This is a genomic window from Pararhodobacter aggregans, from assembly GCF_003075525.1.
GTDB classification, from domain to species: Bacteria; Pseudomonadota; Alphaproteobacteria; order Rhodobacterales; family Rhodobacteraceae; genus Pararhodobacter; species Pararhodobacter aggregans.
In genome coordinates, this window is record NZ_QDDR01000011.1 from 20,870 (window position 1) to 47,405 (window position 26,536).

Here is a 26,536-nt window from a genome sequence, read left to right on the forward strand (position 1 = left end):
CTCCTCATTCCCGCGCCTTCAGCGCCATTGCCAGATCCACCCGGTCGAGCCGCCGCCGGACCAGCAGCACCGCCCCCAGCGAGGCCGCGAAGACCGCCAGCGCCGCCATCGCATAGGTGCGCCGGGTGATGACGAAGGGGATCGAGATCAGATCGCTCGACATCGCCCCGACCAGCCCCGCCGCCAGCCCGTAGCCCAGCGCCCAGCCCAGCGGGATCGCCAGCAGCGTCAGCAGCATGATCTCGCCCACCAGCACGAAGCCCACCTCCCCGCGGGTGAAGCCCAGCACCCTGAGCGAGGCCAGCTCGTGGCTGCGTTCCGAGACCTGGATGCGTGCGGCGTTATAGACCACACCCACCGCCGTCATCAGCCCGATGATGGTCTGCAGGGTCAGCATGGTCACCATGCTGGTCTGCAGGGTGGCGTCGAACTGGCGGCGCACCTCGTGCCAGTCGGTCAGCCCTGCGACCGCGGGCACCGACTTGATCGCCGAGGTGAGGGCGGGCAACGCCTCGGGGTCGGCCAGCAGATGGATGCGGTTGACCTGCGGCGCCACGCCCATCGCCGCAAAGAGGGGGGCGGCGGCGATATGCGCCTCCTGCCCCATGCCCTGGGCGATGATCCGGGCGACCGGCAGGTCCAGCACCGCGCGCGGCGCCGCCAGCATCTCCAGCCGCAGGCTGTCGCCCACCGCCACATCCAGCGCCGCCGCCAGCCGCTCGGGCAGCACCAGCCCCTCGGCGGGCAGCGGCACGTCCTGCCCGCTGTCGTCCAGAAGCCGTGCCAGCGTCTCGCCCTCGACATGGGCCGAGACCGCGGTCAGCCGTTCGCGATGGCCATGCACCAGCCGCACCGGCATCGAAAAGGCGCCCTCGGCCTGCCGCACGCCGGGCAGGCCGAGCGCGTCCAGCACCGCGCGCTCGGGCTGGGCCCGCGACAGGACCAGCGTGACCTGCTGGCGGTTCGACTGGGTGAACAGCGTATCGGCCATGATCTGCACGGAATCGATCATGAAATAACTCGCGACCAGCAGCGCGACCGAGGTCATGACGCCGAAGAGCGTGATCGCCGCCCGTCCCGGCCAGCGCAGGATCGAGCGCAGGATCATCATGCTGGTCTGCCGCACCCTGAGCGCGCTGACCGCCCGGTCGAGCCATCCGCGCGAGAAGGCAGGCGGCGCGGGGGGCGACATCGCCTCGGCCGGGGGCAGCCGGACCGAGGCCCGGACCGCCTGCAACCCGCCCAGCGCCGCCGTGGCCAGCCCCAGCCCGCCCGCCAGCAGCATCGCGCCGGTGGCCGGGTCGCGCAGATAGACCGGGAAGCGGAAATACTGCTGGTACTGGGCGATCAGCCCGCTGCCGATCCATTGCCCGGCCAGCACCCCCAGCCCGACCCCGGTGACCCCGATCAGCAGCGCCAGCTTCAGGTAATGCCAGGCGATCCCGGCCGAGCCATAGCCGATGGCCTTAAGAAGGCCGATCTGGGTGCGCTCCATCTTGATAAGCCGCCCCAGCACCATGTTGACCAGAAAGGCCGCGACCAGCAGGAAGATCGGCGGGATGGTGGTGGCCATGACCGTGAGCTGGCTCATCTCGCCCTCCAGAAAGGCGTGGCTCATCTGCCGGTCACGGCCATAGGCGCCGGTCCCGCCGTAAGGGTCGATCAGCCGGTCCAGCGCCGCGATCACCGCGCGTTCATCGGCGCCCCGGGTCAGGCGCAGGGCGATCTCGTTGACCGCGCCGCCCATGTCCATCGACGCCTCGGCCGCCGCCTGCCCCATCCAGACCACGCCATAGCGCCGGTCGTCGGGCATCATGGCACCCGGCGCGATCGTGTAGACGAATTCGGGCGACAGAACCCAGCCGGTGACAATCAGCTCCCTCAGCCGCCCGTTCAGCACGGCGCGGAAACGGGTGCCGGGCTGCAGGCCATTGGCCTCGCCGAAGGGTTCGTTGATCGCCACCTCGTCGGGCTGCAGCGGATCGGGCAGGCGTCCCCGGCGCAGCACCGGCAGGTTCAGCACGGCCCCCGTCGCCGGCAGCGAGACGATCCGCGCCGAAGCCGGGGCCTCCTGCCCCGCCAGATCCAGCACCGCCTGAAAACCGATCCGCCCTTCGGCCTGCGCCACGCCGTCGAGCGCCTGCGCCCCGGCCACCAGCGAGGCGGGGGCCCTTGTCAGCGAGGCGAAGACATCGGCGAAGCGGGCACGTTCGTAATAGGCGGCCTGCGTGCCGCCGAGCGTGGCCCGGGTCATCGACATGCCGACCATCATCAGGATGCCGCAGGCCAGCACCGCGGCGATGGCCAAAGCCTGGGCCCAGACCCGCCGCAGATCGCGCAGCATCTTGCGGTCGAGCGCCCTCACCAGCTGACCTCGCGGGGCTCAAGGCGGGTCTCGTTGCGCTCGTCGGCCTTGATCTGCCCGTCGCCCATGCGGACCACGCGATGGGCGATCTGCCGGATCGCCGCGTTATGCGTGACCATGACCGTGGCGGTGCCGAGATCGGCATTGACCGCGGTCAGCGCCTCCAGCACCTGCACCCCGGTCGCGCTGTCGAGCGCCCCGGTCGGCTCGTCGCAGAGGAGGACGTCGGGGCGCTTGGCGATGGCCCGGGCGATGGCCACCCGCTGCTGCTCGCCGCCCGAGAGTTCGGCCGGGAAATGGTCCATCCGCGCGCCGAGCCCCACGCGCTCCAGCGCCTCCTCGGGGCGCATCGGGTGGCGGGCGATCTCGGTCACCAGCGCCACGTTCTCGCGCGCGGTCAGGCTGGGAACCAGATTGTAGAACTGGAAGACAAAGCCGACATGGTCGCGGCGGAAGGCGGTCAGCGCCCGGTCCGAGGCGCGCGTGAGCTCGGTCTGGCGGAAGAACACCCGCCCGCCGCTGGGCCGGTCGAGCCCGCCGAGGATATTGAGAAGCGTCGACTTGCCCGAGCCCGAGGCGCCGAGCAGCACCACCAGCTCGCCCTCGGCCAGGGCCAGATCGACGCCCCTGAGCGCCTGCACCTCGACCGCGCCGGTCCGGTAGACCCGCGTCAGCCCCGAGACCCGGAACACCGTCCCTGTGGTTTGTGCCTCATCCATGCGCCTGTTCTAACCGCCTGCGCCGCGCCCGCCTTGACCCAGCGCAAGAACCCTGGGCGCGCCTCGGCCCCGGGGCAGGCCCCTCACCGGCGTCTCATCCGGGCAGGAAGCGGGGGGCCAGCCCCCCGCACCCCCCGCCAAAGGGGGTTTTCCACCCCCTTTGGGAACCCCCGAGGATATTTCCAGAACAAAGATCAAGGTTAAGAGAGCGTTACGCCGATTTCCCAGCGCGTCATCGCGCCTCGGGCGAGAGGGCCGCCCGGACGAGGCGCCGGGGATGCGTCGTCAGGCCCGGAATGCGGAAGCCATGGTGTTGAGGCGGTGCCGGGTGTCGGCGAAGGCCCGTCACAAAGGCGCGACCTCAGGCGTCCAGCGAGAATCGTGGCGGCCATGGACGCGCAGGCCGGGACTGGCGGCCGATCGTCGGCGCCTTGGGGAAAAGCTTGAGGGTTGCCCGGGAGGTCATGACGTCTTGATTGCCGGATTGACCGGCGAAGCGCGGGTTACGGCGGTCTGGCAAGACCGGAAAGCGGAGGCGGCCGTGCCGCTGCCGGAACCACCCTGTCCCCTGGCGCCCTCCGCCCGAGGAGAAAATCCTGTCGCCGCCTCGCGGGTCGCTCAATCCCGGGCGTGTTCGGACCAGTATTCCTGCAGGCGGTCGGCCATGGCCTGACGCTCGGTCGGGCTCAGGTCCGCAACCTCGGTCGCGAAGGCCTCGCGCGCGGCATCGAGGCGCCTTGCCAGCGCCTCGCGGTCGCCGTCGATCAGCCGCGAGAAGCCGGGCGCGTCAAACGGCTCGGCCCTGAGCGCGTCGAGGATCCGGGCGTTCAGCGCCTCGGTCCTGGCGCGGCGCTCCTCGCGGCCGGGGCGCGGACCTGGCTCGCCCGGCAGGCCCCGCTCGCGGCCCATGGCCCGCAGATCGGCGCGCGCCTCGGCGGGCAGTGCCCGCCAGAGGGCGCGGATATCGGGCTGGCCGGGCATGCCGGGCGGCGCGAAATGCGGACCGCGCAGGGCGCCGCCCGCCAGAACGCCGACCACGAGAAGGTTCAGCATCACCGACAGCACCAGCGCCACGCGCAGGCCGCGGCCGGGCTTGCGGGCCCCGGGCGCGGGGGGGGAAGCGGGGGAAGGGGTCACAGGCTCGGTCATATCCGCCTCATTGCGTCTCGTCGCCGATCAGGGTCAAGAGGTCGCCCAGCGCCAGCGTCTCGCCGGAGGTGGCGGGCGCCCAGTCGGAGACCGAGGGCGAGACACTGGCCGCCCCCTGCCAGAAAGTCGTCACCAGATCCGAGGTCGAGCCCGGCGCGGCAAAGCCGATCCAGACGCCCGCCAGCCCGGCCACGCCCATCCCGGCGAGCGAGGGCGCGCCGCCGACATCGGCCAGCATCGCCCGGAACCGCGCCAGCCAGCCGGGCCGCGGGGCCATGGCCCCCGGCCGGGCGGCCAGCGCCGCCGCCACCAGCCTTGCCTCGAATGCCTGCGCAAGCGGCGCCGGGGCCTCGTCCCGGGCCTCGGCGAAGAGCGCGTCGAGCAGGCTCTCGTCGAAGCCGCCCGCGTCATCCGTCCTGCGATCCGTCGTCATCGGTCATACCCCAGTTCATCGCGCCGGCCCTCAAGCAGCTGGGCCAGACGCCGTTTTCCCCGCGCGGTCAGGCTTTCCACCGCCTCGACCCCGATCCCCATCGCCGCACCGATCTCGGGATTGGTCAATCCCTCCAGATGGCGCAGCACCACCGCCACGCGCTGCCGTTCGGGCAGCGCCGCCAGCGCCTGATCCAGCGCCCGGCGGCGGTCGTCCTCGATCATCGTCTCGACCGCCGCCGGGGCGGGATCGTCCGGCTCGTCGATACTGTCGAAATCCACGCCCCGCCGCCGCCGGAGCCGGTCGGTCGCCAGATTCACCGCCACCCGGTGCAGCCAGGTCGAGGGCTGGGCGCCGCCCGCTTCCCAGCGCGGCGCGATCTGCCAGAGCCGGAGCAGCGCCTCCTGCGTCACGTCCTCGGCCTCGGCCCGGTCCTGCAACAGCCTTGTGGCCAGCCGCAGGATGCGGGGGGCCAGCCGGTCGACCAGCACCCGCGCGGCCGAGGCATCGCCCGCCGCATAGCGACCGAGCAGCGCGTCGTCGCTGAGGCTCTCGCTCTCGGGGGCGGTCATTCGGTCGGTGGTATCCCTTGGCATGACTTTCCGGTAGGTCGCCGGGGTTCGGGAACCCGGGCGCCGAGGCTTCGGCCTAGCGCCCGGGAGGTCATCGTGCAACCGTTACGCGGTCGCCCGGGTCAGTTGCGGACCGGACGCTGCGCCATCCAGTTGATCATCTCCTGCGCGTGGGCCAGTTCCTCGGCGTCGATCTGACCGTCGCCATTGGCGTCGATCCGGGCGAAGCCGTGGCCGCCAGGCCCGCCGCGCATGCCGTCGCGCATTCCGGCGCGGTCCCCGCCGCGGTCGCCACCGCGGTCGCCATGCATCCCGCCGCGCTCACCGCCACGCTCACCGCGCATTTCACGGCGCTCGCCGTCCCGGCCCCAGCGGCCGTGATCGTCGCCGCCGTGGTGACGGGCCATCATCGCCCGCATGCGGCCGCGACCCTCGCCGCGTGCCTCACGGCGCTCGTCGGCCTGGGCGGTCATCGCCGCGATCAACTCGTCACGGTCCAGCGCGGTATCGCCATTTGCATCGCCCGCCGCGATCAGCGCATCGGCGCGGGTGGCGATCCGCTGGGCCCGCATCTCGCTGTGCAGCGTCGCCGAATAGGCGGTCCATTCCTCGGCCGAGATACCGCCCGAGCCGTCGGTATCGGCCGCCGCGAAATCCAGCGTCGGCGGAGCCGGACGGACCGGGGCGCTCTGGGCGAAGGACGCGGCCGGCAGGGCAGCCATCAGCAGGGCGACGGCGGTCAGGGTCTTGGCGTTCATTCTCTCTCTCTCCTATCCGGCGCCGAAGCCTGTGCCGGCGCGTTGATGCCTGTCTAACGGGCCACGCCGGTCATTCCGTCGCAGGGTTTCGGCAAAAGGCGAACTTGACCTGTCCCTTTGCTTGGACCATCTTCTGGCCGACCCCGACATGCCAACCCGACAGGCCGGCGCGCCACTGAAACCCGGCACCCCGCTTGGCCGGTCCGCGACGAAAGGCACCTCATGACCCTGACCGTCACCTCGACCGAACCCGTCGACGACCGCCCGCTGGGCCCGGCCCTGCGCCGCGGCTGGGCGCGCCGCTGTCCGAATTGCGGCACCGGGCGGATGATGACGGGCTATCTGAAGGTGGCCGATGCCTGCCCCGATTGCGGCGAGGACCTGCATCATCACCGCGCCGATGACGGCCCGGCCTATCTGACCATCCTGGTGGTCGGCAAATCCATCATGGCGCTGTATCTGGCCGTCTTCCTCGCCTTCCGCCCCGAGCCCTGGGTGATGATCACGCTGTGCTGGACGCTGGCGCTGGTCATGGCGCTGTGGCTGCTGCCGCGCTTCAAGGGGGCGCTTGTCGCCCTGCAATGGTCGCGCCGGATGCACGGCTTCGGCGGCGAGGATTGAGCGCGCGATGAAGGACGAGGCCCCCGCCCCGCCGCCGATCCGCGATGCCGCGACGATTGTCCTCGTGCGTGACGGCGGCACCGACCGTGCCCGCGTGCTGATGGGCCAGCGCGGGGCCGGTGCGGTCTTCATGCCGTCGAAATACGTCTTTCCGGGCGGCGCCGTCGATCCGGGCGACCGCAGCGTCACTCCCGCCGCGCCGCTGCCCGAGGCCGAGCGTCGGCGGCTGGTGCAATTGCCGGTGACCAAGACCGCCCCCTCGCCCGAGGCCATGGCCGCCGCCGCCGTGCGCGAGCTGTGGGAAGAGGCCGGTCTGATGCTGGGCCGTCCCGGCCCCTGGCCGGGCGAGGCGCCCGCCGACTGGGCCGATTTCGCCAGCGCCGGGATGCTGCCCGCGGGCGATTGCCTGCGCTTCGTGTTCCGCGCCGTGACGCCCACCGGCCGCCCGCGCCGCTTCGATGCGCGCTTCTTCCTGGCCCGGGCCGAGGATCTGGCGAATGATCCCGACGATTTCTCGCGCGCGACGGATGAGCTGAGCCACCTGCACTGGATCGGCCTGGCCGAGGCCCGGGCGCTGGATCTGCCCTTCATCACCGAAGTGGTGCTGGCCGAGGCCGAGGCGGTGCTGCGCGAGGGGCCGCAGGACTCCGTGCCCTTCTTCGACAATTCGGGCCCCGAATCGATGTTCCGCCGGATCGCCTGATCCGCGCGGCGAGCGGCTGACAAGCCCGTGACGCCCTCTTGCCTTGAGGGCCAAGGCGCGAGAATACTTCCCGGTTTTCAACTACCGGGATTGACCCAATGCCTTCATCCTTCCGGCCGCTGCTTTTGGCCCTTGCCGTACCGACCGCCCTGCCCGTTCTGGCGCAGACCACCCCCGTCACCCCCCGCACGATGATCGTCATGGACGGATCGGGCTCCATGTGGGGCCAGATCGACGGCGTGCCGAAGCTGGAGATCGCCCGCAACGTGGTGGCCGATGTGCTGGCCGGGATGGAACCCAGCGCCACGCTGGGCCTGATCGCCTATGGCCACCGCCGCCGGGGCGATTGCTCGGATATCGAGGTGATGGTCGAGCCCGCGCCGGGCAGCGCCTCGGCCATTGCCGAGCGGGTCAACACGATGCGGTTTCAGGGGCGGACGCCGCTGACCGAGGCGGTGCGCCGCGCGGCCGAGGTGCTGCGCTCGTCCGAGGATCCGGCGACGGTGGTGCTGGTCACCGACGGGATCGAGACCTGCGAGGCCGATCCCTGCGCCCTGGGGCGCGAACTCGAAGCCTCGGGCGTGAATTTCACCGCGCATGTGGTGGGCTTCGGCCTCAGCGCCGAGGAAGGCGCGCAGGTGGCCTGTCTGGCCGAGGAAACTGGCGGGCGCTATTTCCAGGCCGATGACGCGGCGGCGCTGACCGAGGCGCTGACCCAGACGCTGGCCGCCCCCGCCCCGGAGCCCACCCCCGAACCCCGGCCCGAGCCGCTGCCGGTCGAACCCGCCGTCCAGCCCGGCCCCTGGTATCAAGGCCCCGGCTTCACCAACGGGCTGCAATTGCAGCCGACCGGCCGCAGCCGCGAGACCGGCGCGCCGATGCCGGCCGAGATCAGCTTCCCCGCCGAGGGTACGGCCGAGATGTGCCAGACCGCCTGCGCCTCGGACGCCCTCTGCACCGCCTGGCAATACGAGCCGCCCGGGTCGCTGTTCGTCGCCGAGGCGCGCTGCCACCTCTACGGCGCCGATGCCGAACTCGATTATTCCTTCGACGCGGGCTTTGCCGCCGGGACCAACCCCGAGGTGCCGCAGCTGACCCGGCCCTTCGAGCGGCCGCTGCCGGATGCGAGCCTCTCGGCACCGCTGAGCGCGCCCGCCCTCAGCACGCTCACCGTCGAGGTGGGCGGCCCGCTCAACCCGCTCGATTACCTCGATATCATCGAGGAGGGTGGCAACCGCCTCAACGCCGTGCCGAGCTATGCCTATCTGCGTGACGGCGTGCCGGTGCGGATCGCCGTGCCCGCCACGCCCGGCCGCTATACCCTGCGCTATGTCGAGGAGGTCGAGGGCCAGCCGCCCCGGATCCTGGCCTCGCAGCCGCTGGAGGTGACAGAGCTGACCTATGCGCTCATGGCGCCGGACAGCGCCCAGGGCGGCGGCATGCTCAGCGTTGATTGGGTCGGCCCCGCCGGTGAGCGCGACTACATCGACATCATCGAGGCGGGCGCCGAGCGCACCAATGCCGCGGCCTCGGATGCCTATGTGAACGAGGGCAATCCCCTGCCCCTGATCCTGCCGCTGGCGCCCGGTCTCTATGACATCCGCTATATCGTCGAAGGGTCCGAGGGCCGCGTCGTGGCGCTGACCCGGCCGCTGACGGTGACCGCGCCGCAGGCGACGCTCAGCGCGCCCGAGCGGGTCGGCCCGGGCACCGAATTCGCCATCGACTTCACCGGCCCCGCCAATGGCCGCAGCTGGATCGACCTCAGCCCGGTCGGCAATGCGGAATTCTCGGGCGAGCTGACCTATGATTACCTCGCGCCGGGCTCGTCGCGGGTGATGCTCTGGGCTCCGGCCGAGAATGGCGATTACGAGCTGCGCTTCGTGGCCGAGGACATGCGCGGCAACCGCCAGATTCTGGCGCGGCGGGCGATCACCGTGGTGCCGGGGATCGTGCCGCCCCCGGCCTCCGCGGCTCCGGCGGCGCCCGGCAAGTGAGCGCGCGGGCGGCGTCTGTCCCCGGATTGACGCCGCCCCTGCCCTGCCCCAGATTAGGGGGACAGGACCGCCCCGATGGGCGGAAGGGATCATGAAAGCGACCCGACGAACCCACTGAAGACGGCCCCGCCTGCGGGTGGGGCGAGGCGGCCGGACCCTTGGGTCCGTGCCGGGTTTTCGCTTGCGCTGCGCAGGCTCTTCAGAACGGAGTCTCTCATGACCCAGGTATTCGACAGCCCCTTCCGGGGGATCACCCTTGACCGTCTGGTCACCAATCCCAACATCGAGGTCGGCCGCTACAGCTATTATTCAGGCTGGTATCACGGCCATGGCTTCGACGATTGCGCGCGCTATCTGTCGCCCGAACCGGGCGCCGACCGGCTGGTGATCGGCAGCTTCTGCTCGATCGGCACGGGGGCGGCCTTCATCATGGCCGGCAATCAGGGCCATCGGGCCGAGTGGATCAGCACCTTCCCCTTCTTCTGGATGCCCGAGGTCGCGGCCTTCGCGGGCGCGGCGAACGGCTACCTGCCCGCGGGCGACACGGTGATCGGCAACGATGTCTGGATCGGGGCCGAGGCGGTGATCCTGCCGGGCGTCACGGTGGGCGACGGGGCGGTGATCGGCACGCGGGCGCTGGTGACGAAGGACGTGGCGCCCTACAGCATCGTCGGCGGCAATCCGGCCCGGCCGATCCGGGCGCGGTTCACGCCCGAGCGGATCGCCCTCTTGCAGGCGATGCGCTGGTGGGACTGGCCGGAGGAGCGGCTGAAAGCCGCGATGCCGCTTCTGACCAGCGGCGATGTCGAGGGGCTGCACCGCTTCTGGCGCGCGGGCTGAGGCCCGGGGGGGCTGCCCGGGCCGGGCGGCCCTTACCGCGCGGGCCGGACCAGCAGCCAATAGGGCTGGCCGGTCCCCGGATCGTCCAGCGCCTTTGCCTCGGTGAAGCCGTGGCGGGCGTAGAATGGCAGGCTCGCCCGATTGAACGTCTCCAGATAACTCACCGCCCGCGCCGCGTCGGCCCTGGTCAGGGTCCGGGACAGCAGACGCGAGGCCAGCCCCTGCCCCTGCGCGGCGGGATCGGTGCCAAGGATCGAGAGATACCAGGCCGAGGTCAGCGCCCGGGGCGTCTGCGCCGCCATCGCCGCGCAGAGGGTTTCATAGGCGGCCAGCCCCTCGGCCCCGATGGACCCAAGGAACGCGGCCTTCTTGGCCTTGGTCGCGGCGTCGGCGACCTCGGCCGCGATGCCCGGCAGATGCCAGAAGGCCCCCGCCTGCGCGCCCTCCTCCTCGACCATGCCGATCACCCGCGCCTCGGTGCGCGAGGCGTCGAGGTAGCGGGCCAGCAAATCCAGCCGCGCGCCCTCGTCCCCCGCCCGGTCGGTCACCGCGCGATAGAACGGATCGCCGATCAGGGCGCGGGCCAGCGCGTGGCAGAGGGCGTCGGGCATTGGCTTTCCTCAAGAAAAACGCCACCCGTTGCGGGGCGGCGTCGGTCTGGCCTGCAAGGCGGGGTCAGCCCCGGCCCGGCACCTTTTGCAGAAGCGGCATGAGCGAGGCCATGTCCGGCCCGTGCTCCATCCCGGTGACGGCCTTGCGCAGCGGCATGAACAGGCCCTTGCCCTTGCGGCCGGTCGCGGCCTTCACCGCATTGGTCCAGTCCGACCAGCTGGTCGCGCTGTAGGGCGGCGGCGGCAGCAGCTTCATGGCCTCGGCGATGAACTCGGCATCCTCGGGCGCGACCAGCGGCTCGGCGCCATCGCGGCAGAGGGTCCACCAGCCGTCCACATCGGCCAACCTGGTCACGTTCTCTTTCGCCACGGCCCAGAAATCGGGCGCGATTTCAGCCGGAACGCCAAGGGCGGCCAGCCGCTCGGCCACCGCCTCATAGGGCAGCGCCTGCACATGGGCGCGGGTCAGGGGCCACAGATCCTCGGCGTCGAACTTGGTGGGCGCGGCGCCGAATTGCGACAGGTCGAAACCCTCGGCGATCTCGTCGAGATTGGCGCGCAGCTCGACCGGCTGCGACGAGCCGAGGCGGGCCATCAGGCTCAGCAGCGCCATCCGCTCCACCCCCTGCGCGCGCAGGTCGCGCAGCGAGAGGGTGCCAAGGCGCTTGGACAGAGCCTCGCCTTGCGCGCCGGTCAGCAGCGAATGGTGGGCAAACGAGGGCGGCGTGCCGCCGATGGCCTCGATGATCTGGATCTGCGTCGCGGTATTGGTCACGTGGTCGGCGCCGCGCACGATATGCGTGACCCCCATGTCGGTGTCATCGACCGAGGAGGCGAAGGTATAGAGCACCTGCCCGTCCGCCCGGATCAGCACCGGGTCGGAAACCGAGGCCGCGTCGATGGAAATCGGGCCGAGGATGCCGTCGGTCCATTCGATGCGTTCCTGCACCAGCTCGAAGCGCCAATACCCCTCGCGCCCCTCGGCCCGGTACTTGGCCTTGTCGGCCTCGCTCAGGGCCAGCGCCGCGCGGTCATAGACCGGGGGCTTGCCCATGTTCAGCTGCTTCTTGCGCTTGAGGTCCAGCTCGGTCGGGCTTTCGAAGCATTCGTAGAACTTGCCCGCGGCGCGCAGCTGCCCGGCCACCTCGGCGTAGCGGTCCAGCCGTTCCGACTGCCGCTCGATCCGGTCCCAATGCAGGCCCAGCCAGTCAAGGTCGGTCAGGATGCCGTCCACATATTCCTGTTTCGACCGCTCCTGATCGGTATCGTCGAGGCGCAGGATGAACTGCCCCCCGGTCTTTTTCGCGATCAGGTAGTTGAACAGCGCCGTGCGCAGGTTGCCGATATGCAGGTAGCCGGTGGGGGACGGGGCGAAACGGGTGACGGTCATGGCGAACTCCTGTTGGCCGCTGTCTTGAACCAGCGGCCGCGATTTGTCCATATCGTCGCCCGTCCCGCCCCTTGGGTTCACTCAGCCTTGGGGCTTCAGTCGCGCCCGGCCTTCATGATGCCCCCGGCGAGCGCCCCGGGGTCGGTGAAGCACAGCTCGTGACTGCCCGGGATGGCGATCAGCCGGAAGAGCCCCAGCTTTTCCGACAGCCGAGGGTGCCAGCCAAGGCTCTGCGGCAGCGCGCAATCCTCGGTGCAATAGAGGTAGGACTTCGGCAGCTCCATCTCGGCCGGGTTCTTCGACAGGCGGATCTTGTCGGTGAAGGTGGCATAGGGATGCGGGTTCAGCACGTCATAGGCGGCCTGCGCTGTCGCCAGATCGGCATCGTTGATGAAAGCCTCGCGCCAGATCGGGAAGGGCAGCACCACGGAATTGTCCGGGCTCGCCTGCGACACCGCATCGAAGAGCGCGACGTAATGGGGCGGCACCAGATCGTTCAGCGCCTCGCCGTCGTTCGGCACGAAAGCGTTCCAGTAGACCAGGCGCCGGATCCGTTCGGGCACCCGGTCGGCCACGCCGGTGATGACCATGCCGCCATAGGAATGACCCAGCAGCACGACATCCTCCAGCCCGTTCCCGGCCAGGTAGTCGACGATCGAGGCGATGGCCTCCTCAAGCCCGACCCGCTTGCTGTCGCCCGGGCGGTTGCCGGCGACGGTCGGGCAATGGACGGTGTGACCTTCGGCGCGGATCGCCGCGGCGACGGGTTCGAATTCGGCGCCCGTGTGCCAGGCACCATGGACGAGTACATAGGTGGTCATCGGCTCCTCCCTCAGCTTTGACTGGACGCCATGCTGGCAGAGGGTCCATCATCCGGCCATGACCCAACCCGCCGCCGCGATGACCCAAACCGCCGCCCCGCCCCGCATCTGGGACACACGCGACGTCCGCGCCGAAGAGGCGTTCGATTTCTACCGCGAGGGGATCTGCGCCGCCTTCACCCCGCTCGCCCCCGAGCTGCCGCCGGCGGCGCGGGCCGGGTTCCGCTCTGTCGTGCGCTCCCATCCCATGCCGGAGGGGGCGCTGAACCATGTCTCGGCCCGCGCCCATGAGGTGCGGCGCACCCCGGCCGGGATCGCCGCCTCGCCCGAACCCTGCTGGTACGTGAACCTGCAATTCGACGGCATCTGCGGTATCGAACAGGCCGGGCGGCGGCTGGATCTGCATCCGGGCGAGGTCGGGCTGTTCGACAGCGACCGGATCTTCACGCTGGATCATTCGCGGCGCCCGGGCCTCAGGGTCGCCTCGCTGCTGCTGCCCAAGCGGCTGGTCGCGGCCGACTTCGCCCCGGGGCCGCACCGGCTGTCCGATCACCCGCTCTATGGGCGCCTGCTGACCGAGGCCGCCGAGGCGCTTGTCGCCGGGGCCGCACGCGGGGCGCCGGTTGCCGGGCTGCATGACGTGCTGCGCACGCTGGTCGGGCTGGCGGCGGGGGCGGAGGCGGGCGAGGCCGGGCCGCTCCTGCGGCTCCGCGCGCTGATCCGCGCCAATGCCGCCCGGCCCGGCTGGAGCCTGGGCGATTGCGCCGCCGAGCTTGGGCTGTCCCCCCGGCAGGTGCAGCGACTGCTCGCGGGCGAAGACGATGGTTTCACCGCGGCGCTCAGCCGCGAGCGGCTGGCGCTGGCGGCGCGGATGCTGCGCGACCCGGCCGAGGCGCATCGCCCGGTGGCCGAGATCGCGCTCGCCGTGGGCTATGGCGACCCGGCGCCCTTTTCGCGCGCCTTCCGGGCCGCCTATGGCGTGGCGCCCGGCGGCTGGAGGCGCGGCGCATGAGCTGGGAAGGACGTTTCGCGCCCTCGCTGGACGAGGTGCTGGCGCTGGCCGAGGCCGCGGTTGCCGCCCTGCCCGAGCCCTTCGCCACCGCCGCCCGGGGCGTGGCCGTGCAGGTCGAGGAAATAGCGCCCGACGACATCCTGGACGAATTGGGCATCGACGATCCGCTTGAACTGACGGGGCTTTATGACGGGGTGCCGCTGACCCAGAAATCCCTGATGGATGTGGCGCAGCAGCCCGACATGATCTGGCTCTTTCGCGCCGCGATCCTGGACGAATGGTGCGCGCGCGGGGATGTGGCGCTGGATGCGCTGGTCACCCATGTCTATGTCCACGAACTGGCCCATCACCTGGGCTGGTCGGACGAGGACATCGCCACGATAGACCGTTGGTGGGAATAGGAAGAAGGGGCCCGTGGGCCCCTTCCGGTGTCGGTCTTGGGTTCGTTTCGGGATCGTCTCGGGCAGGAAGCCCGGATCAGTTGTCGACCGGCTGGACGCTGCGGGCCTCGTCGGCACGGCGGCGGGCGCGGTCATCCATGAACTGGTCGAACTCGGCCTTGTCCTTGGCCTCGCGCAGCCGGCGCAGGAAGTCCGAGAAGGCCTCCTGCTCTTCTTCGAGCCGCTTCAGCGTTTCGGTCTTGTAGGCGTCGAAGGCGGCGTTGCCCGAGGGGCGGTGCATCGCCCAGGCATGGCTTTGGTTGTGGCGGTGCGAGCGGTTGCAGGATTTGTTGAACATGCGCTTTCCCCAGATCATATAGGCAAGAATGGCCAGCCCGATGGGCCAGAAGACGATGAAGCCGAGCACCATGGCGGCGATCCACGCCCCCTTGCCCCGTTCGTCGAGCCACGTTTCGGCACTGCGCGGCCAGGCGGCGATGGCGGTCATTGTGAGGTCTCCTTCGGTTGCGGTGTAAATGTTATTTACATTCACATAGGTGGGGATGGCAAGCCGGGGTTCAAGAGAGAGGTGGAGATTTTTTTGGTTGTGTGTGCGTTGACAGATATTCCTGCAGTAAGGCGGGATCACGTGGGAAGAGCCGGTAGCAGGCGGGAAACACTAGGGATTACAGGGCTTTGGCACGAGCCTGAGCGAACCCGCGGGGCCTCCGACAAAGTTGCAGAAACCGCGCGAAAAGGCGTGTTCGGGACGGTGCCAGGAGCTCGCGACAAGGCCGTTGAACAGGGCCTTGAAGGCTGTTTCTAAAGGCTTTTTCGGACGCACAGTGACCTCTGAGCGGAATTGGAACCTACACGTGGGCGGTAAGTTCCGGCTCTGGCGTGTAAGTTCGCCATAACATGCTGAAATTATGGGATATCCCGACCATACGATCCTCCCGACCAGTCCTACGAACCTACACGCGATTTCCTTTCGTCACGTGGGCGTTGCGCCCCGACCCGCAGTCTACGACACGCTGACCGCATGCTGCGCAGCCGACCGCCGCGCTCAGCATAACTCGATTCGATCGCTCCACGCTGCTTGGTGGCCAAGCAGGAGTGTGTTCGACAAGTCTGGGCGGAAAGCCGACCTTCGCTGTGCATCTCGCGAACGACCGCATTGGCGCAGGAAGCGAACCTACGGTGCAGCAAGGATCGGACATTGCGAAGTTCGTCGCCGAGGAGCTTGGACAAGCCGTGGGACTTATTAGTCAGGTATCGAACCTGACATCACCCACATCCGCATTCTTGGGAATTTCAGCGGAAAAGCGAGCCTTAATCAGTTCCTCAATGCCGTGCAATTGCGATGATCGAATGGCATTTCCTAAGTGCATCATGGCAGAGACTTCAACTTTCGGCTGCTGTTGCAATACAATTTTCCCATCGTTGGTAATTAATGGGCCGCTGTAAAGTACTCCGACGAACCTGACTCTGCTTACGCCAATTTTAAAACTATTGGTCTTTCGGTCGAGATATCCGTTGCGGTCATATACAAAGATTGGCGAGCCAGACGACCCTGGAAAGCAGGCCATATCCACCATGAATTCTTGTTTTCCGCCATATAGCTTAGTCAGTGATGAAGCTGTGTTTCCTCGCCGCGTTATCGGTAGGTTGTTAAAGTCGTCAAATATGCCTCTGGGGCATCCTATCATGATGACCTCTTCAAAGGCATCAAAGTATTGCCAATCGTCATCTTCCGGCACGAGTCCGAAATCTAGGCCAGTATAGAACAGAGGGGTTCCATTGGCCTCAGCTTGATTCAAGATGGGTCCAAATGGCACTGCGCAGAGGTCAACGTCCGGATCCGGATGAGAAATTATAGCGCCAGGACGTGCATCTAAGTGGCAAGGTATGAAACTCCCTGAAGGTTTGGGCCCTTCTGCGGTGTGGCAAACTATAGTGACTTGATCGCACCCCGCAACGACATGCTTATTTGTGATGACGGCCGGGATGAATAGATCATCTGAAACCTTAAAGTTAAAGAAGAATCCAGTTCCGAATCCCACTTGAGCACCGCCTCGAAATGCCGAAATGCGTGTCGTAGTGAGAGTTAATTGCTCCGCCAAAGTCAATCCAGGCATACCCGCAGCCCCTCTGCAATGATAGCTATTCAAGCGCAATGTTCTACAGCCCGAGGTGCAACGCAAGGACTTCTGCGCTTCCACGTTCGAGTGATGCTATTTCCCTTTTGGTGACGCATTTTCGACGGCGAACGTCCGCGTGGGCTGGCAGCGGCGGCATGCTGCGCCTGTTGCGAACGTCCGCAATGGGCCGCAAACCGCCCTTAGGCCAAGACCGACGGAACGGCTCGGTTTGAACATTCGTTCCCCATGTGTTCTCATGGCGCGACGGAGAATCGCCCATGCCAGCAGTCCCAGCCAGCAACCGTTTCAGCAACCGATCGATCCGAGACTGCGCTCGCGACGGCATGATCATCGTCATGCGCTGCAACCACTGCCGTAGGCAGGTCAACTACTGGGCATCCGACCTTGCCCAGGTCATCGAGGATCCCTTCCACGAAGCGCACATCCCGCCCTGGGGCTGCGCCAAATGCCGCACCAGCGAATACATGGTCATGCGCTGGCGCGTGCCCTCGGCCCTGGAGTTGTCCAAGGGATTGACGGTGCGCAGGCCGGTCCGCAAGGTCACAAAGTGGATCTGGAAGGACGAGCGGATCTGATGTGCAATCTCTACAGCAACACCACCACGCAAGAGGCCATGCTCCGACTGGTCGAAGGGATGACCGACAGGGCTGGCAACCTCACGCCTGGCGAGGTCTATCCCGACCAGCTCGGCGCGATCATCCGCCATTCCAGCGATGGCCTGGAACTGGTCAAGGCGCGGTGGGGCATGCCGTCGCCCCAGTTCGCTTTGAAGACCGAACGCGACCCGGGCGTGACCAACGTTCGCAACCTGTCTTCGCCGCACTGGCGTCGCTGGCTGGGTGCCGAGCATCGTTGCCTGGTGCCGCTGACCAGCTTCGCCGAGCCTCGCGGCAAGGGGAAGGGCAACCAGTGGTTCGCCTCCACTGACGGTCGGCCGATGATGTTTGCCGGGATCGAGGTCAGGGGCTGGACCAGCCTGCGCAAGGTGAAAGATGGCGAGACGACTGACGACCTCTTCGCATTCCTCACCTGCGAGCCCAATGCCGAGGTGGCCCCGATCCATCCCAAGGCAATGCCGGTTATCCTGATTGAGCCAGACGACTGGCAGGCGTGGCTGCAGGGCGCCCCCGCGGCCGAGTTCCAGCGGCCACTGCCGGACGGGTCACTTGCGTTGGGTGATGGCGCGACTTGATCCGCGCCGAGGCGCCTCACCAGGGCGACCGGGTGCCAAATCCAGTAGTCAGCGGCGCGGCATTCTGGCCAAGCAGGTGTTCAGAACACGTTCCTGCTCGTCAGGTTGCTGACCCGCCAGTGAGATCAGGACAAACTGCTCCTGGCCCGAATTCTCTGTCACCAGGGACCCCATGAAGGGCGCGAAATCTGAGATCCCGCCAAAGCCATTCCGGCCTGCAACCATACCGCAAACCCAGATCATCCCCTCAAGCGACGGATCTGTTGCTGCGATGACGTCGCGAAACTGAGCGCTTTCAGGCTCCCGCAGACGGCTGGACACCACCGAATGGATCGCCGCGTCCTGATCCCCAGAAAGCGCGACGAGCTCCTGCGCTAGAGCGCTGGTCGAAGCACCCAGGGCAAACGTCATGGCACACACCAAAGCAGATCGCATCGCTACTCTCATTAACTCATTCCCAACTATGCCCGCTCCAAACGACTCTCCCCAGGCAGCGCACGCGTGCAGCGTCTGACCCCGTGCGGGCTTCTGGCAGATGCGCCGGATTGTCCGACATGAGGACGAGCGCACGGCCCTTGTCCAGGAGGATGCGCTTGATCCTCACCCCTCCATCTAGATCGACAAGGGCGAAGACCTTGTTGTGTTCCCAGGTCGCGCGGTCCTGATCGATCAGAGCCAGATCGCCAGGGCGCAGCTCTGGCGCCATGCTGTCGCCGGTGACGGTGATCAGCGTCGCTCGATCCGGCTTCACCCCAATCTTCCGCAACCAGTCTCGGCGAAAGGCGAGCCTGCCTGCCACTTCGGGCGTATCGTGGTTCAGCGCGCCGGTTCCGGCGCTGGCCTCGACGGCGAGGCGGAGGATCGGCGCGAAATCGTCGCCATCAACTTCGAGCGCTGGCTGCGCTCCCGGATTGTCACGCCGCTTCCCGAGATAGAGCTCAAGATCGAGCGCCTCAGCGATAGCCGCCATCCTCTCAACAGAGGGCGCTGAACCCTTCTTGATACTCTGGATCGCTGTGTTGTCGGCCTTTCCGAACGCCCTCATGCCAACATCAGTCTGGCTGAGGCCCAGCTCGCGCCGCCTCGACTCAATCAGATCATAGATGGCGGCGGCACTGAGCATGGTGGAAAATTACACCAATGCGCATTTTGCACAAGTCCGCCCCTATGGAAATAGTCCGTTTCTAAGCGGTGCAAAATTTCCATTGACCATCGGTATAAAATTTCCATAATGGCCTTATGGAAACGAACCACCTCATCACCCTCGCCGCCATCCTCGCCGCCCATAAGGGCCGGTCGGAAACGACCGTCGCTGGCTGGTGCGGCGTCCACAAGCGTCTGTTCGCCCGGTTGAGCGAGGGGAAAGGCTGCCGTGTGGACACCTACAACACGGCCCTGAGGTCCTTTTCGGAGCTCTGGCCCGCCGACCTGGAATGGCCGCGCGACATTCCCCGTCCCCCCAAAAGCAAGAAGGAGAAGGCAGCATGATGCGCTTCATCCGGGCGCTGCGTGCGCTCGAGGATCATTGGCTGGGCGACCTGATCGGGGCGCTATGCCTCTTCGCCGCGCTCTGGCTGGGCCTGATGGCCGGGGCGGTGATGCAATGACCGTCTCGACCAGGATGCACAACCAGCCCAAACCCGTGCACGCCCGGTTTCGCGCCGAGTACGCGACCGGCCGCGGTTTCGAGATCATCGATCCGACCGGGCGGGTGGTCGGCCGCGAACAGAACCGCGCCATCGCCCTGAACCGCGCCGAAGCCCTGCAGAAGGAGGCGGACACCGCCGCCAAGCGCGGCCCCCGCCCCTGCCTGTGCTGCGGGCGGGAATTCCTCAGCGACGGCATCCACAACCGGATGTGCAATCCCTGCCGCGGCCGGGCGGATCCGCTCGACCGTTACGGCTATGCGGGTGGCGAAGGCGGCCGCAAGGCGCGCCGGGGCTCGGGGTTCTGACATGACACCGAGGCTGATGACAATCGACCGGGTGAAGGTCGAGGAGATCGACACCAAGGGGCGGCTGCGCCCGGTGTCCGAGGCAGGCGTTGCGGCGCTCATGGCCTCGATCGACGAGACCGGCGTGATGAAGGACGCGATCCATGTCCGCCAGAAGAAGAACGGCACGCTGGCGCTGATCGCGGGCGGGCACCGGCTGGAGGCGGCGAAGCGGCTGGGCTGGGCCGAGATCGAGGCCAAGGTCTGGACGGACGTGACCGACGACTGGTCGCGGCTGATGGAGATCGACGACAATATCGCCGGGGCCGAGCTGAACCCGCTCGACACCGCGCTGTTCCTGGCCGAGCGCAAGCGGGTCTATGAGAAGCTGCACCCGGAAGCAAAGCGGGGGGTCGCGGGCGCGGCAGCACGTTGGGATGCAACTGACACGATGTCAGTTGCATCTTTCGCCGACGCGACGGCTGAGAAGTTCGGCCTTTCGCAGCGCCATATCTTCCGCCTGATCGCCGCCGGAACCCGCCTTGATGCCCGCGATGTGGCCCTGCTGCGCAAGGCGCCGCGGCCCATCACGCTCAAGGACCTGGCCGAGATCGCCAAGATCAGCCAGCCGACCGACCGTTATGAGGTGGTCGAGGCGCTGGCCGAGGGGCGCGCAAAATCCGCCGCCGAGGCGCGCCGGGCAATCGCCGCGAGCGAGGGCAGTGCTGCCCCCGTTGAAGACCCTGTTGAAGCGGGTTTGAAGGCCCTCAAGACCGCCTGGTCCCGCGCCCCGAAAGAGGCCCGTCGCCGGTTCTGCCGCGACCATGGCGACGAGATCTCTGCCCTTCTCTTCGAGGGGTCGCCGGAATGACCGAACTCGCCCCCGCAAAGCATTGGTGGACGGCGCAGGAGCTCGCAGATGCGGCCCTGCCCGATCTGCCGACGACGCGCCAGAATGTTGAGCGCTGGATCGCCCGCGTGAACCTTCGGGCCAATCCCGGCCTCGCGCGCCGTCGCACGGGCCGCGGGGGCGGCTGGGAGTATCATTGGAGTGCCCTGCCCCTCGCCGCCCGGCGCATGCTGCTGGCGGGCGCGGCGGAACCAGTGCGGGCCAATGCCGTGACGCGGGGCCAAGCCTGGGACTGGTTCGAGGGTCTGCCCGAGGACGTCCAGGCAAAGGCGCGCGAGCGCCTGGCCGCCGTGCAATCGGTCGAAGCGCTGGAGGGACGGCTGGGCCGCGATCTGGCCGCGCGCGAGGTGGCGGCGATGCGCGGCGTGAGCCCGCGCACCCTGTGGAACTGGCTGGCTCTGGTCGAGGGCGTGCGCCCTGACGACCGGCTTCCGCATCTGGCCCCGAAGCACCGTGCGGTGGTGCGCAAGATGCAGCGGGCCGAGTTCGACGAGGAGTTCTTCGACTGGCTGAAGGCTGATTACCTGCGCCTTGCCGGGCCAAGCTTCTCATCCTGCTATCGCCGCGCCGAACGGGTGGCGAAGGACAAGGGCTGGACGCCTGCCCCCGAGCGGACCATGCGCCGCTATCTGGACGCGCGGGTCTGTCCCTTGGTTTCGACCGTGTCGCCGCAGACCTTCAGGACATGGGCTACCGGGCTGCTGCGTGCGTCGTATCAGCGGCGGAAGTCGGTGCGTCGCACATCCGCGAGCGGATGTTCATTCTGGCCCACGCCGACCTTCAAGAGCGCAGGCAATCGGGCCTGCATCATGTTGACGCCGGAGCGGGGGGTGGTGTTTCAGACCGACATGAACCAGACCGGGAGCCAGGTCGGACTGAAAAACGCGGCGAGCTCCTGGACGCTGATGTGGACCTTGCTGATGGCCGCGGGCTGAACACCCCAGAACCCGGTCTCTTCCCCCCGATGCCGGGTGATCTTGCTCAGTGGGGAAAAACACTCCGAACGCGCCCTTATCTTCAACCCTGCCTTCACCGACTGGATGATGGGATGGCCTTCGGGCTGGACCGACCCGCTGCGGCCGGTAACGGGGTGGTCCCAATGGCTGCGGCGAGGGCGTGGCGGATGTTGATGCACCAACTCTAGTCCTGGCACCGCTACGTTTGAGGCGGCGTAGATCCCTTCCCCGCGCGCCGGATCTGGCCGCGCTCGAACTCGACCGACAAAGAAGCGCGCGACCAAGACAACTGCACGGTCGCCAACCACGATCAGGGCTAGTGCTTGGGACATTCGTCGCTGGCGCGGCTGAAGCTGTAGCGGTAGCTGTAGCTGTAGCTGTAGCTGTAGCTGAGGAAAAGAGTAACCGTGCCCCCACGGGCTGCGTCTCGTCCATTCTGCTCAGAAGTTGGAGCCTCTGGCAAACTCGGCGCGGTTCACAGCGATCATTTTCGCACTACGACTCTGCTTGGCAGACTTATAAAAACATGCAAAAAATAAAGAGCTAAGTCCGCGTGGGAACGAAACGGCTACCGAACCAAATCGTTTGCCGTTTGAAGACGAAGTTGTGGGAATGACGCAGAACGATCCAGAACCATTGCAAATCAAGCACCTGAATCGAGTGGATCTCTGCTCGCTGTCACTCAGATATGCTTTTTCGGATCTAATTTATCGCTTCAATGAACGCGAGAAGTTTGAGACCCGGAAGGTACTGGACAAACAGAAAAAACTCATGGCAGCACGAAAACTTCGGCAAGCGGTCAACAGGACGCTGATACATCACCAAGAAGGGATCTTGCGAACCTACAACCGCGACACACGGCCAGACGACGCAGCGCTTGCGCAAGCGATGATTGTGACAATTCCTGCGATATGGAGGACCGCAAGGTTTTTTTATCGCAACGCCCTTCCAATTCAAAGTGTCGGAAATCTGTCGGAGATTACAAATATATCTAGACAGATTATATCTAATAAGCTGAGCCTATTTCGAAAGGACCACGACGGATACATAAAAATTGGCAAAGTATCTGGGATCATGATGGAGATGGTCGACATTCCAGGACGCGAGCAAAAAGGGCACAAAATGGTCTTGCTCGAGCCAGCGAATATCGCCGGCCACCTCCCCAATGCGATTGTCATCTACGGGCCAGACCCTAGTATTGGAAAGCAAATAGAGGGGGAGGAGATTACCGAGGAACTTGCTAGAGCTCGACTTTTTAAGGAAATAGGGCGCCCCATTTTGGAGCTCCAAGGAGAATCTAAGAATCTTATAGAAATTATCAAATTTTTAGACGACAAAATCTTCGCCTCAAGGTACTTCGTTGAGGGTAACAAGGCACGTCTTATCCACGGTGACGAGCCGCTTGCATTTCGAACGCTGAGCATTCATGCTGGAAGCTGGCGGCGTAGCTCAGTTGGTTAGAGCGCAGCCCTGATCAGCCGTGTGGCCCAGGCTAAGGTCGGACGTTCGAATCGTCCCGTCGCTACCATCTTCCGCCAGAGACGAGGCAAGAATGATCGCTTCAGCCGCGCAAGAGATCAAAGCAAGCAAAAACATACTGTTACATAAGTTATCGGTCGCAAGACGCTTCAATCCGACGGATGCACGGATCGCGCACAACCAACGGATAGTAAAGACTTTATTCCCAACCATAAGTCCGTGAGCGCTGGGTTTGCGCAGATGCGTCAAACTTCTCGTGTCGGGAACGAAGAAGCCGGCAGCGCAAACCCATAACATGGAGTATGGAAATGAACTTCAGCAGCAGAGTTGCGTCCGCAACCTCGGCACTTGCTCTCGTCATTTCGGTGACTGGCGCGGCGCAGGCCGCGTCCTCCGGAGTGTGCAACCGAGCGCACAGCAATGCTGTGGCACAGACCAACCAGCATATGAACCAATGGGCCGCGGGCATCGAAGATGCCGGCCTGCCCCGCAACCTCACGGTTGCGATGCTGGAGGTCATCGAAGCAACTCGCGCAAATGCACTGGCTGAAGCAGCCGCAGCCCGCGACGATTGCACCAACAGCACTGCAGCGCCTCAGGACATCATCGACGCATCTGTGTTGGTTATCTCCGGCGGCCTGTCGGCGCTCTTCCCAAACAACATGGCGTACGTCGATATATCGGAGATAATGGGCGGCTACCCACTCGGCGGCCCCGATGCCCTGATCCCGCGCTTTCGCGAGCAGATTCTTGGCAACGGTAACGGCACCATTGCCAACATCATTCGCGACCCTATCCGTTGCGTGACCTTTCGTCGCCGCTGCTAAGCACCGTTGACAAACCATCTGGGGTGGCGCTGCCGCCCCAGAACCGCCTTTGGGTCGCCAGTCCGAAGAACACCCGCCTAGCGGCCAACGCTATGCTTCCACGCGACCTCGCGCCGTTGCTGCCGGAATCTAATGAGATAGAAGGGCTCCCAAGACATGCATCAACGCGACAGACACACTTTTCGGTATCAGCATCGAATGCTATCCACAGCTGTACGCAATGAGGGTGGCGCAGCAATTGTATTGATCGCTTGCCGCCCGGCCAAACCGTTTGATAGGCGATGACTTGCGGCACAAAGACCGCCGGGCGCCCCCACTGCGGGCTTAGCCTGGTGCAACAAACCGTGTCAGACTCTGCAAGAATTGCTGGCGCGCCACATGGGAAGGGCCGCTAGCAGGCAGGAAACACTAGGGATTACAGAGCTTTGGCAGGCGGCTGGGCGAGCCCGCGGGGCCTCCGGCAAAGTTGCAGAAACCGCGCGAAAATGGGCACCCGGCGCCTCGACAGGGGCTGACCGAGAAGGCCTAAGATGTTGCCTTGAAGGCTGTTTTTAAAGGGTTTTCAAGGGCGCGTGGACTGACCTGGCACGCTCGGAACCTTCAACTGGGCGGAAAGTTCGCGCCTTCAGTAGAAAGTTCCGGTTAAGTTTATGAAAAAACGAGGAAAAGGAAGAGACCTGCTTCAAGATTGATCCAACCGAACCTTCAACTGATTTTCGCCGGATCTGGAGCGGCCGAGACAGAAGGCCCGGCAACATGCGATCTGCTGCGAAGCGCGCAGCACACCTGGACACCACATGCACCAACCCTCTGAGCGAGGCACAGTTGCCCAAAAGCTCTCGTAAAAGCGGCAGGAATGGGCAGGGAGCTGCCATCTGCTGCGAAAGTCACGAGTGGCAGAAGTGCGCAGATAGTGAACCTTGCAAAGTTTGGCGCGCTTCCCGACAGCGGACCTTCGTGCAGACTTCGGCGACCGACGACAGATAGCCTTCTTTGATAGATGCTGCAGCGTGGACGAATGGCTCCTTTCGCATTTCAAGGTAGTCTCTGAATTACCACTTGCATCGTGAGAATTATAGACCCACAATACAAACCGTAGTAGTCGCTTTCAGATAGCTTTCACACAAGACTCTCGCTTCTCAGGAAGGAAAAATGCAACACATAGCAATAGAAGTGACCGAGCGGGATATTGACGAATTGAGGAGCGAATTCAATAATAGAAATATAAAGGTCGATGTAGTTCGATCGAATGGATTCGATGCCTCTTCAATTGTTACATTGATTGTAGAGCTTTCTCCAGTCACTGCCGGCCTAGTTGCCACTTTGTATGGCATTAGAAAGAGATCGGAAAAACATATAAAATTGAAGCATCGTGGAATCGAAATTAAAGGTGTATCGGAAGCCGCCCTCTTGAAGATACTGGAGCGCGCAGAGAAGCTGGATAATTAGCTCTTGATATGAGTATTGACAGTTATATCCATGCCACGCGGAAAAATTTCCCGAAACGAGCAACCAACTCAGTTTATAGAGACGAAATTTTCCCGCTGTTAGATATTCCTTCGGCAGCGTCCGGTCTGAAATTTTGCCCCCTTATCCCGATTGTCACTTATTCGTACTCACGTCGCGTCGAATGCGTTGAGTTCGAAGGTCAGGAATATCTGATTTATGACCAATACATGGGGCAAACATTTAACGTCTTTAACAGACTGGCATTTGATGACGGTAATACCGAAGCGCGCGTGATATACTTTATGAAGTATGCGGCAGAGCGGCTGTTGCAGCTTGGCGACGAGCGCAACGCTCTCATCTTGGCAATTATCCATAGCAATCTAAAAAGGAACTCCACATATTTCTCGAACGCAAGTCCGACAGAGGAGCGCGGTCTGTCGATTTTCGTTCAAGAGCTTTATCTGATGGCTCATGAAATATATCACTCTCTCCTCAAGCGGAGCAATGGCTTGAGTAGAGATTCAAGAGATCATGCAAAGGAGTTCTTGGAAGGTAGACTACGGACACCCAATGAAGAAAATTTATCAAGTATGAGCAGCCAAGTTGATCGCGACTTTCATGCCGTTATGAGTGTTGCGTTAGGCTTTGAATTGGATATTGATGAGGAGCTAATTCGCGAACTGTGCTGCGACAGGCTTGCGTTGAATTTCTGCGCAACTACAGTTCCGCACTTGTTCGGTCAGAGTGTTTTGCAGCGAGTCCTGACATCTTGTTATACAGCACATCTGTTCACTAGGATGCTTACATTTATTGATCAGGATTTGGCGAAATTTTCCGAGGGCATTGTCGACGGTGAAGGAAATTTTGATAGTATGTTGAGCAGAGACTATGCAGTCCATCAGGCTAGAAAGGCATACATTCGCCAATGCAGCTTCTACTATGCGGCGGATATAAACCAAGGCTCAGAGAAGACTGGCGTCGCGGGCGGTCAAGCGGTACTATCATCGATAGATTTATTTAAAGCACTCGAAGAAGTCCAGAGTTCCATCCAAGAGAATCTTTCTGGCCCCCTACTCAGTATTAACCGTGCCTTTGTAACGGGCGAAATATTAGATGATTTTTCATTTGTAGGAGACGCTGTTGATGAACTTAGATCGACAAGGGAGTCAGACTTGGCCGGTTTAGCTGAAAGACTCCTTGGCTGGTGAACACATGTTGTCCGCAAACTTGCATCACGCTGTACCGGTTTCTAATGAG

At 65.0% G+C, this 26,536-nt stretch carries 30 protein-coding genes and 1 tRNA gene; 18 read left to right on the top strand and 13 right to left on the bottom strand.

Annotated features, from left to right (window positions below):
- Positions 1–4 precede the first annotated feature (4 nt).
- The 6 genes from DDE23_RS18640 to DDE23_RS18665 form a co-directional block, all read right to left on the bottom strand.
- A complete protein-coding gene (locus DDE23_RS18640; RefSeq protein ID WP_238150053.1) occupies positions 5–2,365 on the bottom strand; it encodes an ABC transporter permease in 2,361 nt (786 codons plus the stop codon).
- On the bottom strand, positions 2,362–3,084 hold the full coding sequence (locus DDE23_RS18645) for an ABC transporter ATP-binding protein (RefSeq protein ID WP_107754823.1): 723 nt from the start codon (positions 3,082–3,084) through the stop codon (positions 2,362–2,364). Before DDE23_RS18645 ends, DDE23_RS18640 begins: the two co-directional genes overlap by 4 nt.
- A 618-nt stretch (positions 3,085–3,702) precedes the next feature.
- Positions 3,703–4,233: a periplasmic heavy metal sensor gene (locus tag DDE23_RS18650; protein WP_107754824.1), complete on the bottom strand. Its 531-nt coding sequence runs from the start codon at positions 4,231–4,233 to the stop codon at positions 3,703–3,705.
- A 7-nt stretch (positions 4,234–4,240) separates the two neighbouring features.
- The gene (locus DDE23_RS18655) at positions 4,241–4,666 is read right to left on the bottom strand and encodes a hypothetical protein (RefSeq protein WP_107754825.1); all 426 of its coding nucleotides are present in this window, start codon (positions 4,664–4,666) and stop codon (positions 4,241–4,243) included.
- Positions 4,663–5,262 (bottom strand): RNA polymerase sigma factor, encoded by a 600-nt coding sequence (locus DDE23_RS18660; protein WP_107754826.1) that lies wholly within the window; start codon positions 5,260–5,262, stop codon positions 4,663–4,665. The genes DDE23_RS18655 and DDE23_RS18660 overlap by 4 nt, the downstream gene beginning before the upstream one ends.
- A gap of 98 nt (positions 5,263–5,360) precedes the next feature.
- Positions 5,361–5,996: a hypothetical protein gene (locus DDE23_RS18665; protein WP_107754827.1), complete on the bottom strand. Its 636-nt coding sequence runs from the start codon at positions 5,994–5,996 to the stop codon at positions 5,361–5,363.
- 222 nt (positions 5,997–6,218) lie between these two features.
- Between DDE23_RS18665 and DDE23_RS18670 the strand changes: the two genes are divergently transcribed.
- The 4 genes from DDE23_RS18670 (at position 6,219) to catB (ending at position 10,157) form a co-directional block, all read left to right on the top strand.
- Positions 6,219–6,617 carry a DUF983 domain-containing protein gene (locus DDE23_RS18670; RefSeq protein ID WP_107754828.1) on the top strand — a complete coding sequence of 133 codons (399 nt, stop codon included), beginning with the start codon at positions 6,219–6,221 and terminating at the stop codon, positions 6,615–6,617.
- Positions 6,618–6,624: 7 nt separating this feature from the next.
- The gene (locus DDE23_RS18675; RefSeq protein ID WP_107754829.1) at positions 6,625–7,320 is read left to right on the top strand and encodes an NUDIX hydrolase; all 696 of its coding nucleotides are present in this window, start codon (positions 6,625–6,627) and stop codon (positions 7,318–7,320) included.
- A 98-nt stretch (positions 7,321–7,418) separates the two neighbouring features.
- Positions 7,419–9,317: a VWA domain-containing protein gene (locus tag DDE23_RS18680; RefSeq protein ID WP_107754830.1), complete on the top strand. Its 1,899-nt coding sequence runs from the start codon at positions 7,419–7,421 to the stop codon at positions 9,315–9,317.
- A 216-nt stretch (positions 9,318–9,533) separates the two neighbouring features.
- The gene (catB, locus tag DDE23_RS18685) at positions 9,534–10,157 is read left to right on the top strand and encodes a type B chloramphenicol O-acetyltransferase (RefSeq protein WP_107754831.1); all 624 of its coding nucleotides are present in this window, start codon (positions 9,534–9,536) and stop codon (positions 10,155–10,157) included.
- A gap of 32 nt (positions 10,158–10,189) precedes the next feature.
- Here the strand turns inward: catB and DDE23_RS18690 are convergent, their stop codons facing one another.
- The 3 genes from DDE23_RS18690 to DDE23_RS18700 form a co-directional block, all read right to left on the bottom strand.
- Positions 10,190–10,768, bottom strand: coding sequence for a GNAT family N-acetyltransferase (locus DDE23_RS18690; RefSeq protein WP_107754832.1), 579 nt, complete (start codon positions 10,766–10,768; stop codon positions 10,190–10,192).
- A 64-nt stretch (positions 10,769–10,832) separates the two neighbouring features.
- Positions 10,833–12,158, bottom strand: coding sequence for a glutamate--tRNA ligase (gltX, locus tag DDE23_RS18695; protein WP_107754886.1), 1,326 nt, complete (start codon positions 12,156–12,158; stop codon positions 10,833–10,835).
- 95 nt (positions 12,159–12,253) lie between these two features.
- Positions 12,254–12,979: an alpha/beta fold hydrolase gene (locus DDE23_RS18700; protein ID WP_107754833.1), complete on the bottom strand. Its 726-nt coding sequence runs from the start codon at positions 12,977–12,979 to the stop codon at positions 12,254–12,256.
- A 58-nt stretch (positions 12,980–13,037) separates the two neighbouring features.
- On the opposite strand from DDE23_RS18700, the gene DDE23_RS18705 reads away from it, so the two are divergent.
- Both DDE23_RS18705 and DDE23_RS18710 read left to right on the top strand, forming a co-directional pair.
- Positions 13,038–13,991, top strand: a complete 954-nt coding sequence (locus DDE23_RS18705; RefSeq protein ID WP_107754834.1) for a helix-turn-helix domain-containing protein — start codon at positions 13,038–13,040, stop codon at positions 13,989–13,991.
- Complete coding sequence (locus DDE23_RS18710; RefSeq protein ID WP_107754835.1) at positions 13,988–14,392, top strand: metallopeptidase family protein; 405 nt, start codon at positions 13,988–13,990, stop codon at positions 14,390–14,392. The genes DDE23_RS18705 and DDE23_RS18710 overlap by 4 nt, the downstream gene beginning before the upstream one ends.
- Before the next feature lie 76 nt (positions 14,393–14,468).
- Here DDE23_RS18710 and DDE23_RS18715 read toward each other — a convergent pair whose 3' ends face one another.
- Together DDE23_RS18715 and DDE23_RS18720 are read right to left on the bottom strand one after the other, a co-directional pair.
- Complete coding sequence (locus tag DDE23_RS18715) at positions 14,469–14,879, bottom strand: DUF2852 domain-containing protein (RefSeq protein WP_107754836.1); 411 nt, start codon at positions 14,877–14,879, stop codon at positions 14,469–14,471.
- 760 nt (positions 14,880–15,639) lie between these two features.
- Complete coding sequence (locus tag DDE23_RS18720; RefSeq protein WP_202863287.1) at positions 15,640–16,542, bottom strand: S1 family peptidase; 903 nt, start codon at positions 16,540–16,542, stop codon at positions 15,640–15,642.
- Between the two features lie 326 nt (positions 16,543–16,868).
- On the opposite strand from DDE23_RS18720, the gene DDE23_RS18725 reads away from it, so the two are divergent.
- Both DDE23_RS18725 and DDE23_RS18730 read left to right on the top strand, forming a co-directional pair.
- Entirely contained in the window at positions 16,869–17,108 is a 240-nt protein-coding gene (locus tag DDE23_RS18725; protein WP_238150054.1) for a hypothetical protein, read from the top strand.
- Entirely contained in the window at positions 17,108–17,725 is a 618-nt protein-coding gene (locus tag DDE23_RS18730) for an SOS response-associated peptidase (protein ID WP_107754839.1), read from the top strand. Before DDE23_RS18725 ends, DDE23_RS18730 begins: the two co-directional genes overlap by 1 nt.
- Before the next feature lie 48 nt (positions 17,726–17,773).
- Here DDE23_RS18730 and DDE23_RS18735 read toward each other — a convergent pair whose 3' ends face one another.
- Positions 17,774–18,136 carry a hypothetical protein gene (locus tag DDE23_RS18735; RefSeq protein WP_133239588.1) on the bottom strand — a complete coding sequence of 121 codons (363 nt, stop codon included), beginning with the start codon at positions 18,134–18,136 and terminating at the stop codon, positions 17,774–17,776.
- Positions 18,137–18,176: 40 nt separating this feature from the next.
- The gene (locus DDE23_RS18740; RefSeq protein WP_107754841.1) at positions 18,177–18,848 is read right to left on the bottom strand and encodes a S24 family peptidase; all 672 of its coding nucleotides are present in this window, start codon (positions 18,846–18,848) and stop codon (positions 18,177–18,179) included.
- Between the two features lie 116 nt (positions 18,849–18,964).
- Between DDE23_RS18740 and DDE23_RS18745 the strand changes: the two genes are divergently transcribed.
- The 10 genes from DDE23_RS18745 (at position 18,965) to DDE23_RS24950 (ending at position 26,487) form a co-directional block, all read left to right on the top strand.
- A complete protein-coding gene (locus DDE23_RS18745) occupies positions 18,965–19,213 on the top strand; it encodes a hypothetical protein (protein ID WP_107754842.1) in 249 nt (82 codons plus the stop codon).
- On the top strand, positions 19,210–19,332 hold the full coding sequence (locus DDE23_RS25755; RefSeq protein WP_272947889.1) for a hypothetical protein: 123 nt from the start codon (positions 19,210–19,212) through the stop codon (positions 19,330–19,332). The genes DDE23_RS18745 and DDE23_RS25755 overlap by 4 nt, the downstream gene beginning before the upstream one ends.
- Entirely contained in the window at positions 19,329–19,679 is a 351-nt protein-coding gene (locus tag DDE23_RS18750; protein WP_107754843.1) for a hypothetical protein, read from the top strand. Before DDE23_RS25755 ends, DDE23_RS18750 begins: the two co-directional genes overlap by 4 nt.
- Position 19,680: 1 nt before the next feature.
- Complete coding sequence (locus tag DDE23_RS18755; protein WP_107754844.1) at positions 19,681–20,529, top strand: ParB/RepB/Spo0J family partition protein; 849 nt, start codon at positions 19,681–19,683, stop codon at positions 20,527–20,529.
- Positions 20,526–21,503: a DNA-binding domain-containing protein gene (locus DDE23_RS18760; protein WP_107754845.1), complete on the top strand. Its 978-nt coding sequence runs from the start codon at positions 20,526–20,528 to the stop codon at positions 21,501–21,503. Before DDE23_RS18755 ends, DDE23_RS18760 begins: the two co-directional genes overlap by 4 nt.
- 633 nt (positions 21,504–22,136) lie before the next feature.
- Positions 22,137–22,985, top strand: a complete 849-nt coding sequence (locus tag DDE23_RS24940) for a hypothetical protein (protein ID WP_133239589.1) — start codon at positions 22,137–22,139, stop codon at positions 22,983–22,985.
- Positions 22,963–23,052: transfer RNA gene (locus tag DDE23_RS18765), tRNA-OTHER, on the top strand. Before DDE23_RS24940 ends, DDE23_RS18765 begins: the two co-directional genes overlap by 23 nt.
- Before the next feature lie 259 nt (positions 23,053–23,311).
- Positions 23,312–23,830 (top strand): hypothetical protein, encoded by a 519-nt coding sequence (locus DDE23_RS18770; protein WP_133239590.1) that lies wholly within the window; start codon positions 23,312–23,314, stop codon positions 23,828–23,830.
- Between the two features lie 1,152 nt (positions 23,831–24,982).
- On the top strand, positions 24,983–25,279 hold the full coding sequence (locus tag DDE23_RS24945; protein WP_133239591.1) for a hypothetical protein: 297 nt from the start codon (positions 24,983–24,985) through the stop codon (positions 25,277–25,279).
- Between the two features lie 8 nt (positions 25,280–25,287).
- On the top strand, positions 25,288–26,487 hold the full coding sequence (locus tag DDE23_RS24950; RefSeq protein WP_133239592.1) for a hypothetical protein: 1,200 nt from the start codon (positions 25,288–25,290) through the stop codon (positions 26,485–26,487).
- Positions 26,488–26,536: the final 49 nt, after the last annotated feature.

Excerpts from the sequence above, each read along its gene's own strand:
- gltX (WP_107754886.1), bottom strand. The coding sequence starts at position 12,158 with ATGACCGTCACCCGTTTCGCCCCGTCCCCCACCGGCTACCTGCATATC.
- DDE23_RS18735 (WP_133239588.1), bottom strand. The coding sequence starts at position 18,136 with ATGACGTTTGCCCTGGGTGCTTCGACCAGCGCTCTAGCGCAGGAGCTC.
- DDE23_RS24940 (WP_133239589.1), top strand. The coding sequence starts at position 22,137 with ATGACGCAGAACGATCCAGAACCATTGCAAATCAAGCACCTGAATCGA.
- DDE23_RS18710 (WP_107754835.1), top strand. The coding sequence starts at position 13,988 with ATGAGCTGGGAAGGACGTTTCGCGCCCTCGCTGGACGAGGTGCTGGCG.
- DDE23_RS18700 (WP_107754833.1), bottom strand. The coding sequence starts at position 12,979 with ATGACCACCTATGTACTCGTCCATGGTGCCTGGCACACGGGCGCCGAA.
- DDE23_RS18750 (WP_107754843.1), top strand. The coding sequence starts at position 19,329 with ATGACCGTCTCGACCAGGATGCACAACCAGCCCAAACCCGTGCACGCC.
- DDE23_RS18660 (WP_107754826.1), bottom strand. The coding sequence starts at position 5,262 with ATGCCAAGGGATACCACCGACCGAATGACCGCCCCCGAGAGCGAGAGC.
- DDE23_RS18650 (WP_107754824.1), bottom strand. The coding sequence starts at position 4,233 with ATGACCGAGCCTGTGACCCCTTCCCCCGCTTCCCCCCCCGCGCCCGGG.
- DDE23_RS18745 (WP_107754842.1), top strand. The coding sequence starts at position 18,965 with ATGGAAACGAACCACCTCATCACCCTCGCCGCCATCCTCGCCGCCCAT.
- DDE23_RS18680 (WP_107754830.1), top strand. The coding sequence starts at position 7,419 with ATGCCTTCATCCTTCCGGCCGCTGCTTTTGGCCCTTGCCGTACCGACC.
- DDE23_RS18645 (WP_107754823.1), bottom strand. The coding sequence starts at position 3,084 with ATGGATGAGGCACAAACCACAGGGACGGTGTTCCGGGTCTCGGGGCTG.
- DDE23_RS18730 (WP_107754839.1), top strand. The coding sequence starts at position 17,108 with ATGTGCAATCTCTACAGCAACACCACCACGCAAGAGGCCATGCTCCGA.
- DDE23_RS18715 (WP_107754836.1), bottom strand. The coding sequence starts at position 14,879 with ATGACCGCCATCGCCGCCTGGCCGCGCAGTGCCGAAACGTGGCTCGAC.
- DDE23_RS18670 (WP_107754828.1), top strand. The coding sequence starts at position 6,219 with ATGACCCTGACCGTCACCTCGACCGAACCCGTCGACGACCGCCCGCTG.
- DDE23_RS18675 (WP_107754829.1), top strand. The coding sequence starts at position 6,625 with ATGAAGGACGAGGCCCCCGCCCCGCCGCCGATCCGCGATGCCGCGACG.
- DDE23_RS18755 (WP_107754844.1), top strand. The coding sequence starts at position 19,681 with ATGACACCGAGGCTGATGACAATCGACCGGGTGAAGGTCGAGGAGATC.
- DDE23_RS24945 (WP_133239591.1), top strand. The coding sequence starts at position 24,983 with ATGCAACACATAGCAATAGAAGTGACCGAGCGGGATATTGACGAATTG.
- DDE23_RS18770 (WP_133239590.1), top strand. The coding sequence starts at position 23,312 with ATGAACTTCAGCAGCAGAGTTGCGTCCGCAACCTCGGCACTTGCTCTC.
- DDE23_RS18655 (WP_107754825.1), bottom strand. The coding sequence starts at position 4,666 with ATGACGACGGATCGCAGGACGGATGACGCGGGCGGCTTCGACGAGAGC.
- DDE23_RS18760 (WP_107754845.1), top strand. The coding sequence starts at position 20,526 with ATGACCGAACTCGCCCCCGCAAAGCATTGGTGGACGGCGCAGGAGCTC.
- DDE23_RS25755 (WP_272947889.1), top strand. The coding sequence starts at position 19,210 with ATGATGCGCTTCATCCGGGCGCTGCGTGCGCTCGAGGATCATTGGCTG.
- DDE23_RS18690 (WP_107754832.1), bottom strand. The coding sequence starts at position 10,768 with ATGCCCGACGCCCTCTGCCACGCGCTGGCCCGCGCCCTGATCGGCGAT.
- DDE23_RS24950 (WP_133239592.1), top strand. The coding sequence starts at position 25,288 with ATGAGTATTGACAGTTATATCCATGCCACGCGGAAAAATTTCCCGAAA.
- DDE23_RS18665 (WP_107754827.1), bottom strand. The coding sequence starts at position 5,996 with ATGAACGCCAAGACCCTGACCGCCGTCGCCCTGCTGATGGCTGCCCTG.
- DDE23_RS18705 (WP_107754834.1), top strand. The coding sequence starts at position 13,038 with ATGACCCAACCCGCCGCCGCGATGACCCAAACCGCCGCCCCGCCCCGC.
- DDE23_RS18740 (WP_107754841.1), bottom strand. The coding sequence starts at position 18,848 with ATGCTCAGTGCCGCCGCCATCTATGATCTGATTGAGTCGAGGCGGCGC.
- DDE23_RS18725 (WP_238150054.1), top strand. The coding sequence starts at position 16,869 with ATGCGCTGCAACCACTGCCGTAGGCAGGTCAACTACTGGGCATCCGAC.
- catB (WP_107754831.1), top strand. The coding sequence starts at position 9,534 with ATGACCCAGGTATTCGACAGCCCCTTCCGGGGGATCACCCTTGACCGT.